This is a genomic window from Blautia sp. St.27G3 (genome assembly GCF_059728505.1).
Genome location: NZ_BAAGFO010000001.1, coordinates 98,182 through 111,789, shown reverse-complemented (window position 1 = coordinate 111,789; position 13,608 = coordinate 98,182). Strand labels below are relative to the sequence as shown.

Genomic DNA, 13,608 nt, shown 5'->3' with positions numbered 1-13,608 from the left:
AAACGATACCCTGATCTCTGCTCCACGCTTTGAAGTCTATGGTGCGGTCTGTTACAGCTTCTCAACGCCAAGCGTTACTGCTTCTCCGTTGATGCTCCATTCTTTGCTATATCCGACGCTCGTTTCGTATACAATTTCATCTGCCATAACGTCTGTCTGAATCTCTTTTTCAAACTTCTGCATCACAGTCTGAATCTTTTCATTATCTTTTACCGATACGCGGATTTTATCCATAACTTCAAAGCCTGCCTCTTTACGCATGGTCTGAATCTTGCTGATCAGCTCGCGCACAAATCCCTCTTCAATCAGTTCCGGTGTCAGAACCGTACTCAGGACAACCGAAATATCTCCATTATTCTCAGAGATATATCCTTCTGCCTGTGCCGTCTCAATCAGCAGGTCTTCCGGCGTCAGAAGCACCTCCTCGCCGTCAAACACCAGCTTCAGAACGCCGTTTGTCTTTAAATCAGCCATGGCCGCATTGCCGTCCAGCTCCGGAAGCGCCTGGCGAATCTTGCCGAGCAGCTTGCCGTACTTTGGTCCCACGGTCTTGAGCTGCGGCTTGAAATTATAAGAAGTATACGCACTAACATCCTGCGTAAATTCCACGTTCTTTACATTCAGCTCATCACGGATAATTTCCACAAAGTACTCCGGAAGTGCATGCGGCGCTTTGATAAACATCTGCGCAACCGGCTGACGGTTTTTGATATTGGCAGTGTTTCTGCAAGCACGGCCCATCACAACCACCTTCAGCACCTCGTCCATATCCTGCTCAAGTTCTTTATCAATGCGTGTCTCATCCACAACCGGGAAATCACACAGATGAATACTCTCCGGTGCGGATGCATCAACAGTGCAGACGATATTGCGGTAAATGTCCTCTGTCATAAACGGAACCATCGGCGCTGCCGCCTTACACACATTAACGAGTGCTGTATACAGCGTCATGTAAGCATTGATCTTATCCTGCTCCATGCCCTTTGCCCAGAAACGCTCACGGCTTCTTCTGACGTACCAGTTACTCATGTCATCCACAAATTCCTGCAGCGCTCTCGCCGCCTCCGGAATCTTATAATTGCCGAGATCGGCATCTACTGTCTGAATCATGGTATACATCTTGGAAAGCAGCCACTTATCCATCACCGGGAGCTGCTCATAATCCAGGGTATAGTTCATCGGATTGAAATTGTCAATGTTGGCATACAGCACAAAGAATGCGTACGTATTCCACAAAGTTCCCATGAACTTACGCTGGCCCTCCTGCACAGCCTTCCCGTGGAAACGGTTCGGCAGCCACGGCGCGCTGTTGATATAGAAATACCAGCGGATCGCATCGGCTCCGTACGTCTCAAGCGCATCAAACGGGTCCACTGCATTTCCTTTGGATTTACTCATTTTCTGGCCGTTCTCATCCTGCACGTGGCCAAGGACGATTACATTCTCATACGGCGCTTTGTTAAACAGAAGCGTTGACTCTGCAAGCAGGGAATAGAACCACCCTCTTGTCTGATCGACTGCCTCGGAAATAAACTGCGCCGGGAAATGCGCCTCAAAATATTCTTTATTTTCAAATGGATAATGATACTGTGCAAACGGCATTGCCCCGGAATCAAACCAGCAGTCAATTACTTCTGGCACGCGGTGCATTGTTTTGCCGCAATGCGGACATTTGATCGTAATCTCGTCAATATACGGACGATGCAGCTCCACCGTCTTTGCTGCCTCGTTACCGCTCATCTCAAAGAGCTCCTGGCGGCTTCCGATGGAATGCATATGACCGCAGTCCTCGCACTCCCAGATATTCAGCGGAGTACCCCAGTAACGGTTTCTTGAAATACCCCAGTCCTGCACATTCTCCAGCCAGTCGCCGAAACGTCCCTTGCCGATGCTCTCCGGAATCCAGTTGATGGTGTTGTTGTTTGCGATCAGATCATCTCTGACCTCTGTCATTTTGATAAACCAGGATTCACGCGCATAATAGATCAGCGGCGTATCACAGCGCCAGCAGTGCGGATACTCATGCTCAAACTTCGGCGCGTCGTACAGCTTGCCTTCTTTTTCCAGATCAACCAGAATCGGCTTGTCCGCATCCTTAACGAACAGGCCCGCATACGGTGTATCCTCTGTCATATTTCCTTTGCCGTCTACAAACTGTACAAACGGGAGGTCATATTTGCGTCCCACACGTCCGTCGTCCTCACCGAAGGCCGGAGCGATATGAACGATACCGGTACCGTCTGACATCGTAACGTAACCGTCACATGTCACAAAATGGCCTTTCTTTCTCTGTTTTGCCGCAACCTCATCGGCGCATGCAAACAGCGGCTCATACTCTCTGTATTCCAGATCTTTTCCTTTATAAGTTTCCAGGACTTCATAAGCCGGAATTCCCTTTTCCTCATCTCCCAGACGGCCCAGAACCTTATCCAGGAGCTCCTGTGCCATATAGTAGGTGTAACCGTCAGCTGCCTTCACCTTGCAGTACGTATCCTCCGGATTAACACAGAGGCCGACGTTCGACGGAAGTGTCCAGGGCGTCGTCGTCCACGCCAGGAAATACGCATCCTCGCCAACTGCCTTAAAGCGTACAATCGCAGAACGCTCCTTCACCGTCTTGTACCCCTGCGCTACTTCCTGGGCAGAAAGCGGTGTCCCGCAGCGCGGACAGTATGGAACAACCTTAAAGCCCTTATAAAGCAGCTGCTTGTTCCAGATTTCTTTTAAGGCCCACCATTCGGACTCAATATAATCATCATGATATGTCACATACGGATCATCCATATCTGCCCAGAAACCAACTGTACCGGAGAAGTCCTCCCACATACCCTTGTATTTCCAGACACTTTCTTTACATTTATCAATAAACGGAATCAGACCGTACTCTTCAATCTGCTCCTTGCCATCGAGACCAAGCAGCTTTTCCACTTCCAGTTCCACCGGAAGCCCATGCGTATCCCATCCGGCCTTTCTCGGAACGATTTTTCCCTTCATGGTCTGGTAACGCGGAATCATATCTTTAATCACGCGGGTCAACACATGACCGATATGCGGCTTGCCGTTCGCGGTCGGCGGACCGTCATAAAATGTGTAGGTCTCACAGCCTTCCCGCTGTTCCATACTTTTTTCAAAAATTTTGTTCTCTTTCCAGAACTTTTCCGTCTGCTTTTCACGTTCGACAAAATTCAGACTGGTAGGTACCTTATCGTACAGCATCGTCTGCCTCCTTTAAATAATCGGATCGTTTCTATTATACCGAATAGTATATTCATACATCACAAATCCGGCTGCCGGAACCATCCCGCGGCTCCGGGCATACACGTATCATATAATTATAGCCCACCACCGCTTCTATTGTCAATTTACGAATCGTTGAAAATACAGGAAGTTGCGTATTTTTTTCGTGGAAAAACGACAGATATTTATATGCTCCGCTATTCTGCTGAAAATCCGCTTATGGTTTATATATATTTTATTTGTACGGCTCTGACAGACATGGTAAAATAAAAACAGAAACCCATGCCAGTCGGCGCATGGATTCGAAGCTGAAAAATATGGTATCCCGGAAAAAGTAGTTGAAAAATATTTATAGAATACCCTCCGTCCAATACCTTATTTTAAATATATACAAAACAAGAATCCCCAAAAAGCCCGGCCCGCAGGTTCCTTATTTGTTCCTGCGGGCCGGGCCTTTTTTTGCTTATTTCGTTTTACTGATTGTTTCCTGATCTGCGTCTTCTTCGTCTTTCCTCAAGAATCAACAGTATCAGTGCTGATGCTGTCAGCAGCAGCGCAAATCCAAAGATCGGTGTTTCATCTCCTGTTTTTACGCTCTTTGTATTCATCTTTGCCATTCCGGCGCTTTCCACTTTCTGTCCATTCTGCTCAGTGTTTTCAGACGAATTTTCGATCACAGTGTCGGTATACGCTTCATCCTGTTCCACCACAGTGTTCGTGATTGTCACAGAAGCATCTGTCGTATCGCTCTCTACAGTAACTATCTCATTTTCTACTTCCCAGTCATATGCAAAGTTCGCGATCTGCTCCACCGGTGTTCCGTCTGCGGATACCTCGGTAATATAGAAACTTCTCTGTCCTTCTTGTGGATTTGCAACCTCAATGTTTACGGTTGCCTCGGCATTCCCTGACATGCTGATCGGAACAATGCTCTGGCTGACGCCATCGTCTTCCGTCGCAAGCCTTGTATGCGCCTCATCCAAGAACACACCTGCATAGAAGGTCTCGTTTGATTTCTGTGCCCTGCCCTGGCTGCTGCGTACGCGTTTGGTAATCGCAAGGTTCGTTACGTATGCGTAGTAACCGCTCGGCAGAACAAGGAACTGATTCGAGAATTCAAACGCGGCGTTTGCTCCGTTCTGCGCAATCGTAACCTGCTGTCCGTTCGCATAAGCCGGTGAGAACAGTCCGCCTTCGTGCTCTATATTTGCCCTGAGCACATTACCCTGCGCATCTGTCTCTGCCACGTAGTATACGCCACGCTGCAGTCCGTCAAAGGTTACGCCAGAGGTTGCCTGTGTGTCTGTAAAATTGATTGCTCTGACATCCCCTACACGTCTCGTCAGCGCTTCATCTTCAAACAGTGATACGTAGAAGGTTGCTGCGCCAACTGTAACAGGATTTTCAAACGCATCCGTGAGCTGCTTTGTCACAACAATGCTGCTGTCTGACGGATCCTCAGTGACAACCGGCACTTCGTCCTCATTCCCCGGGTTCGGGTCCGGTCTTTCCGGATCAGGATTCGGTACTGCGGGCGCACCGGATGCCGTAACTGCATTCACAAGTTCACCGCCCAGATCCTGCTCTGTCACAATATAAGAATACGTCACGGTTACTTCTTCGTTCGGTGCAAGGATTGCATTTTCAAATGCCGCCAGCACATCCTCAAAGCCACTTGGTACGACTGTACCATTATTTTCCGGTCTGGTCAGAGTGTCAAGTACATCGAGATCCTGCATTGTCAAGTTACCGGTATTGCGTACCGTTACCTGATACGTGATTTCTTCTCCAACCACATATTTTCCGTCTGCCGCTGCCGGTACTGAGGTGACTGTCTTCGTAACCTCAAGCCGCGGATTGCGCTCCTCCGGTATAAACGGAACTGGATTGCTCGGAACTTCTTTCTCCCCGAGCGTTGCTGTCGCAACGTTTTCCAGATCTGTCCGGTTCAGGTCAGCCTCTCCGACCGTATATTCTGCACGAATCGTAACGGCTTCCTGTTCCTCCAGTGTCACAATCGCTGTATTCGTCTGTGCATCAACCGTATAACGTCCTTCCGGATCTTCTGCAAATACAGCCCCCGCGATCTCGCTTACCGTAAGGTTTTCAAGCTTTGTATTACCGGTATTGGTTATCGTGATATCAAACTGTGCGGTTTCACCAAGTACAAATGCATTGTTTGCTCCGGTTCCTTCATTTACGAGCTGTTTTTCAACCGTCCAGTCCGGATTGTCCTCCACATCGGTCGGTACCTGCTTCTCCGGATCTTCCGGCTCGCTTCCTGCACGCACTGTATTGAGCAACTGGTTATCCGTTGCTTTTACCGTATAGACAGACATCAGAATCGCTGTCTCGCCCGGTGCAAGAGTAATGCTTCCATTTTCATAAATGCCCTGGCTTTCTTCTGTCGGATGCAGCTGCGGACTCGCCTCTTCGCCGTCAATCAGAAAGACATCTGTTACCGGCTTGGTGATCGTTACATTTCCCGTATTCGCAATTGTTACAAGATACGTCAGTTCATCACCCACGCGTGCACTCTGTACGCCATTCTCACCCATTGCGCCTGTCATTCCGCTTACAGTCTTATCAACTGTCCACTCCGGATGATATACAGTTACGCTGTCTGTATTCGTCTCCTGCCGTGCATCTCCCAATGTGATTTCGGCCCGGTTATCAAGAACCGGATTAGCCGCCGTCAGAGCTTCCTGCGTCACTCTGGCCGTCACATTTACCGTACCGCCTGTAAATGGAGCTACCTGTTCAAACGTCCATGTGACTGTCTGACCGGAAACCTCTGCTTCCGGATCTGATTCCACATATTCCAGTCCTGTCGGAAGTGTATCAGTGATCGTCACATCAGCCGCCGTATTATTGTGATTATAATACGTAATTGCATACGTAACGGTCTCTCCGACCTCTACCATCTGCGTCGTTCCTTCTACCTGAATCTTCGGAGCGGTATGCGTCTTTGTCGGCTCAACTGGTGTTTCATCACTCCTTACATTGACAAGCGCTGCTTCATAGCCTTCTGTGATCTCTGCCGTCTTTAAGGTCGCCTGTACGGTTTCTGTTCCTGTGAAACCTTCGATCTGCGTTTCTCTTACGGAATAACTGTACGGTGCTCCTGTCTCATCATGCGTCGGAAGACCTTCGATACGATAACTCCATCCATTTGCATCGTTCAGCACCACCGGCTCCCCATATGCCACGCCCTGACGAAGCAGCGTTACCGTAAGTTCCTCTGGAATCAATTCCTCAGCCAGTGCATTTCCTTCTCCATCCTGCCAGCTCTTTGTAACCTCTACTGAAGTGGTCTCTGCCGTGTTCGTCAATGCTGTACCATCTTGCGTTTTCGTGTAGCCCGGTACGTCATTTTCAGTTACCGTATAGACAAATGCATGACCATCGTATGCGCCCGTATAGCCGTCAACCGTTCCTACTGCATACTTCGGAAGGTTTTCAAACGTATACGATGCCGCACCGTTTTCCAGTACCTGGCTGTCGACCATCACGCCATCACGGAGCAGGTTGACTGTAATCGCCGGGTACGTCTCACCCTCGAGCATATTCCAGGTCTTCGTTCCGCTTACGACTACGCTGTAATCCTGATTGATGGTGTTCGTAATATCATTTCCATCCTGCGTTCCGGTATAACCTTCTGCCGACACTTCTTCCACCGTATATTCATACACATGGCCATCCGTTAAATCATATTTCGGCAGTCTGTCAAACGCATATTCTGTCTCGCCATCTGCAAGCGTCAGGCGCTGTATCACCTCTCCATCACGGAGAAGTTGAATGGTAATCTCCGGATGAACCGTGCCAGCCGGGTCAACCCAGGTTTTTATACCACTAATTGATACACTGTTATCCTGTACAATCGTGTTCGTAATGTCAGTTCCATTTTGGGCACTGGTATAGCCTTCTACCGCTTCCTCTTCCACTGCATACTCGTATACATGGCCGTCCGTTAAATCGTACTTATCAAGGTTTTCAAATGTATACGCTGTCTCGCCGTCTGCAAGCGTGCGGCTCGCAATCTCCACGCCGTCCCGCAGCAAATTGACCGTAATGTTCGGATGTACCGTTCCTACCGGGTCAATCCACGTCTTCGTTCCGCTCACACTCACACGCTTATCCTGTGCGATTGTGTTTGTGAAATTGTTTCCGCTCTGTGCGCTCGTATATCCCTCTACCGGCTCTTCTCTTACCGTATAGTGATATACATGACCGTCGGTCAAGTCATATTTTGGAAGATTTTCAAATACATACTCTGTCTCACCGTCTGTAAGCGTTGTTGTTCCGACCTCCACGCCGTCTCGCAGCAGCGTAAATGTAATCTCCGGATGCTCTGTTCCTTCCGGATCAATCCACGTCTTCGTTCCGCTTACCACAACACTGTGATCCTGCGCGATAGTATTTGTAAAGTCGTTTCCGGTTTGTGTACCCGTATAACCCTCTACGTCTTCCTCTTCCACCGTATATTCATATACATGGCCATCGTTCAGATCATATTTCGGAAGACCCGTAAAAGAGTAACCCGTCTGTCCGTTCTGCAGCGTCTTCATATCGTACGGTACACCGTCGCGAAGCAGATTGATCGTAATCTCCGGATGCTCCGTTCCTACCGGGTCGATCCAGATTTTCGTTCCGCTTACTGATACGCTCATATCCTGTACAATTGTGTTTGTAAAATCATTTCCGTTTTGTACACTCGTATATCCCTCTACCGCTTCCTCTCTTACAGTATAACGATATACATGACCGTCGCTCAGATCGTACTTGTCAAGGTTTTCAAACGTATACTCTGTCGTTCCGTCCGCAAGCTGGCGGCTGTCAATTGCCTCACCGTCTTGCAGCAGTGTCACCGTAATCGTGGGATGAACCGTTCCTTCCGGATCAATCCACGTTTTCGTTCCGCTTACCGATACGCTCTTATCCTGTGCAATCGTGTTTGTGAAATTATTTCCGTTCTGTACACTTGTATAACCTTCTACCGCTTCTTCTTCCACAGTGTATTCATACGCATGCCCGTCTTCCAGATCGTAACGCTCAAGCTCTGTAAACGCATAGCTCGTTGTTCCGTCTGCAAGGGTCTGACTGTCGATCTTCACACCATCCTGAAGCAGATTGATCGTAATCTCCGGATATTCCGTTCCTTCCGGCGCTATCCACGTCTTGATTCCGCTTACGCTTACCGTATTGTCCTGATTGATTGTATTTGTAAAGTCATAACCATCTCGGACAGAAGCATAGCCTTCTACCGGCGCTTCCTCCACGGTATACTGATATACATGACCATCCGTCAGATCATACTTATCAAGGTTTTCAAATACATACCCTGTCTCGCCGTCTGCAATTGTCGTCGTAGCAACTCTCTCACCGTCACGAAGCAGATATATCGTGATTTCCGGATGTTCCGTGCCAACCGGATCAATCCACGTCTTCGTTCCGCTTACCGATACGCTCTTATCCTGCGTAATCGTGTTTGTGAAATGAGTTCCGTTCTGTGTACTTGTATAACCCGCTACGGCTTCCTCTTCTACTGTATACTCATATACATGGCCGTCACTTAAGTCATATTTGTCAAGTCCTGTAAATGCATAATCAGTCGTTCCGTCTTTCAGTGTAACAGAATCTAATTTCTCGCCGTCGCAAAGCAGGTTGATTGTAATATCCGGGTGAACCGTTCCTTCCGGATCAATCCACGTCTTCGTTCCGCTTACCGATACGCTGCTATCCTGGGCGATCGTATTCGTGAAATCATTTTCGCTCTGCGTGCCTGTATAACCTGCTACCGGGTCCTCTTTCACACGGTACACATATACATGACCATCCCTCAGATCATACTTCGGAAGGTTTTCAAATGCATATTTTGTCTCACCATTTGCAAGTGTAACAGCATCTACCTCTTTGCCATCACGAAGCAGGCGGATTGTGATTTCCGGATGTTCCATGCCTTCCGGTGCAATCCACGTCTTCGTTCCGCTCACTGATACGCTGATATCCTGCGCAATTGTATTCACAAAATCTGTTCCGTTCTGTCTACGGGAATAACCTTCTACCGGTTCTTCTTCCACCGTATATACATATACATGACCGTCCGTCAAATCATACTTATCAAGATTCTCAAAACGATATTCCGTTGTTCCGTGCGCAAGTTCCCTGCTGTCAATTTTCTTGCCGTCACGGAGCAGATTGATTGTGATCGTCGGATGTACTGTTCCTACCGGGTCGATCCAGGTCTTTGTTCCGCTTACAATTACGCTGGTATCCTGCGCAATTGTATTTGTAAAATCGTATCCGTTTTGTACACTCGTATATCCCTCTACCGCTTCCTCTCTCACAGTATAACGATATACATGACCGTCGCTCAGATCATACTTGTCAAGGTTTTCAAACGTATACTCTGTCGTTCCATCCGCAAGCTGACGGCTGTCAATTGCCTCACCGTCTTGCAGCAGTGTCACCGTAATCGTCGGATGAACCGTTCCTTCCGGATCAATCCATGTCTTCGTTCCGCTTACCACTACGCTGGTATCCTGGGCAATCGTGTTTGTGAAATTATTTCCGCTCTGTACACTCGTATAACCTTCTACCGCTTCTTCTTCCACAGTGTATTCATACGCGTGCCCGTCTTCCAGATCGTACCGCTCAAGCTCTGTAAACGCATAGCTCGTTGTTCCGTCTGCAAGGGTCTGACTGTCGATCTTCACACCATCCTGAAGCAGATTGATCGTAATCTCCGGATATTCCGTTCCTCCCGGCGCTATCCATGTCTTGATTCCGCTTACGCTTACCGTATTGTCCTGATTGATTGTATTTGTAAAGTCATAACCATCTCGGACAGAAGCATAGCCTTCTACCGGCGTTTCCTCCACCGTGTACTGATATACATGACCGTCGATTAAATCATACTTCTCAAGGTTCTCAAAGGTATACTCCGTCTCGCCGTCTGCAAGTGTCGTCGAAGCTACCCTTTTACCGTCTTGCAGCAGATAAATTGTGATTTCCGGATGTTTCGTTCCAACCGGATCAATCCACGTCTTCGTTCCGCTTACCGATACGCTGTTATCCTGTGCGATCGTATTTGTAAAATTGTTGCCGTTTTGAACACTTGTATAACCCGCTACAGCTTTTTCTTCTACCGTATACTCATATACATGACCGTCTCCCCCGTTATCCAGAGCATACTTCGGAAGATTCGAGAACGTATATTCTGTGGTTCCTGGTTCCAGTGTCACAGAATCAATTTGCACTCCATCTCTCAAAAGATTGATTGTGATGGACGGAACCTCCGTGTCTGCCGGGACTACCCAAGTCTTTGTTCCGCTTACCACAATACTGTGATCCTGTACAATTGTATTTGTGATATTGTATCCCTGATACGTCGTTGTATAGCCGTTTACTGCAGCTTCTTCAACCGCATAATCATACGGATTTCCCTCTTCATCAAACTGATCAAACTTCCCGAAAGAGTATTCTGTCTGTCCCGCAAGAGAAACCTCCTGAATTTTTTTGCCATCCCTCAACAGATAAATGACAATCTCCGGATGCTCGCTGCCCACCGGAGCAATCCATGTTTTTGTACCTGCTATATTGATCTGACGTTTAAAATATACCTTCAGCACAGTACTTCCATCCGCTTTTACGATAGCTTCATAAATCTTCTTGTCATTTGTACTGTCCTCTGTATAATTCGGATAAGCCGCATCCGGCGTCTTATCTGCACCCGTCACACGTGCCGTCCGATCTGTTACCCCGTAACGCATACTACTTGTCAGCGTCGCTTGGTCCGGATAACTCCCGTCTTCCTTCTGATAATAATACTCCACCTTGTAAGCCGTATTATTATTTGGTCTCCAGACTGCATACAGAACAACGTTTTCTCCTGGCATCGCGAACGTATTCCCTTGCACATACTCAGGTTCTGATGCATACGGATCCCTTGACCAGCCTAAAAATGTATAGCCATCTCTTTTCAAATCTGTGCCAGAAACAGTAACCCTTATTCCCTGCGCATACTGTGCTCCGATTGGAACCGTTCCTGTATATTGGCCTTCCAGAGCATTTGGATTATAGATCACATTATACAAATTCTTCTTCAGCAATACACCGTCAACATGAATACTCTGCTTAATTACATACCAAAGCACATAATACTTTTCTTCAAATTCACTATCCGTCTGACATGGAATATAACCGCTTCCATCTCCAAAACGAATCTTACTAGCCTTCGCATTGCAAGCTTCGCGGATAGCCCTGGTGCTCGGAATTGTTCCAAGATGGTCATTTACGCCATTAATTGTATCAGCATAAAAAGTGTCATATTTGACAATTCCTTTCATGCTTTCTAACTCATCCGTATAATCACTTGCTCCATAATTTCCCGGTTCGTCCGGAATGTTTCCATCCAACCTTACAAAATAATATGCCTCTCTGTTTTTCTGAGCCCAGACTGCATACAGCGTCTTATTTTCCTCAATCAGCCACGTATATCCGGCAGGATAAATTGTCACATCCCCGCCATTCGACTGATTTGCCATACCGGACTTTTCCGTTTCTCCCCAGCCCATAAATGTATAGCCATCGCGTCTCATACTTCCCTGATCCGGAAGAATGACCTCCTTGTTTTCTGCATCGTACGCTACTGTTATTGCGGAAGGAGCATTTGAACCGCCATTCGCGTGAAATGTCAAGGTATACTCAGTTCCCACTACTGTTACCTGGAAAGTTTCACTCGTCCATTTTTTTCCTTTATTATACCTATGTGTGATTGTAACTGTCCCTGCGTTTATTCCTTGTACCGTTCCGGTACTTCCGCTTCCTGAAACAACAGCTATATTACTATCTCCGGTTGTCCATTCATGACTGTTCCCGTCCGTAGTCCCATAAAGCTTCTGCGTCTCACCAATCACAATGGTCTCTGCGTTGTCAGCTGCCGCCATAATTCCGGCCTCTGCTGCTATCGGTGCAAGAGCAGATCTTGCCGCTGCTTTCTTTATGCCATCCTGCCCCTCTGCTTCCGAAATCACTGCCTGCGTTTTTACACGCACCACAGTGTCATCCGTCAGGATTCCTTCTATAATATAATTATCGTTCTCCCTGGTCGCCTGATTGAGCCCGGCTTTTCCGGTTCCTTCAACCAAAACATCCGTAACCTCATAGCCCTCGTCTGCAATTACTGTAAACTCAATGGCTCCATTCTTTGCCACTGCTATTGTATTAGTTGCATCCACACCATCTACCGTAACAACAGCTCCCTCTGACACTTCAAATGCCACCGCATGTTCTACCATGTCTGCCTGTGCTTCGGTCATTTCTGTTTCCGGCGCTTCTGGCTCCTCAACACTCTCTGTTTCCGGCGCTTCTGGCTCCTCACCATTTTCTGTTTCCGGCGCTTCTGGCTCCTCAACACTCTCTGTTTCCGGCGCTTCTGGCTCCTCACCATTCTCTGTTTCCGGTGCTTCTGGCTCCTCAACACTCTCTGTTTCTGGTGCTTCCGTCGCTGACTGCCCGGCTGCCGTAACCGTCACCTCAAAGGTTTCCATCCGTATATCACTCTCGCCGTTTGCCACATAAGAATGTGCAATATATACGATTCCTTCTGCATTGGCCTTCAGTTCTGCGAGCGCTCCATCTGTACTTACGACAGATATTATCGTTTCATCCAGAATATCCCATGTGTGCTCACTTCCTTCCTGACCCATAATGTAGGACTGCTGTCCAACCGTCAGTGCTGCACGCTGAAATCCCTGTACCGTATCATTTGTCTCCTGACTCTCTCGCTCCTTATACGTAACTGCGATTACTGTGTCCCTCTCAACCGCCGCTATTTCATACGTATCCGTTTTATCAGCTACCCTGGGTATCTCCTGATTATCTGCCGTCACCCGGTCCACTATATAGCCGTCGGCGGCAGTTACCTGGAACGTATATTTTCCGTTACCCTTAACCTCTTTTTTATAGGAAGAAAGGGCATCTTCATTCAAGTCCGTTTTGCCCACACGAATCACGCCATGATCTGCAGAATGCGCATCAAAGGTCACTGTAAAAACAGCATCCTTCTGTGCTTCTGACTTTGTTATATCTTCTCCTTCGATGTTTGATTCAGTCGTAACCGATTCAATACTGATCTCCGGAAAATCCGATTTCTTTGATTCTGTTTCCTTATTTCCTGATGATTGCCCTTCGTGCTCTACGATAATCTCAGCCTCAGTTTCCCCGGCAGAAACCACAGTACAGCTTTGCAGCATCATCGAAACTGCAAGCATTACCGATAGCGCCTTTCTCCATTCAGGTCTTTTCTTCATTATCTGTTCCTCCCATTCCTCAAATTCAAATCTAAAAACAACCCTACATTTTCTCAGA

2 protein-coding genes are annotated in these 13,608 nt (G+C 47.7%); both read right to left on the bottom strand.

Annotated elements, in window-relative coordinates; all coding sequences use genetic code 11:
* Positions 1–51: 51 nt before the first annotated feature.
* Positions 52–3,213: an isoleucine--tRNA ligase gene (gene ileS, locus AC6I2O_RS00430; protein WP_497742482.1), complete on the bottom strand. Its 3,162-nt coding sequence runs from the start codon at positions 3,211–3,213 to the stop codon at positions 52–54.
* Between the two features lie 497 nt (positions 3,214–3,710).
* Positions 3,711–13,550: a Cna B-type domain-containing protein gene (locus AC6I2O_RS00425; protein ID WP_497741501.1), complete on the bottom strand. Its 9,840-nt coding sequence runs from the start codon at positions 13,548–13,550 to the stop codon at positions 3,711–3,713.
* Positions 13,551–13,608: the final 58 nt, after the last annotated feature.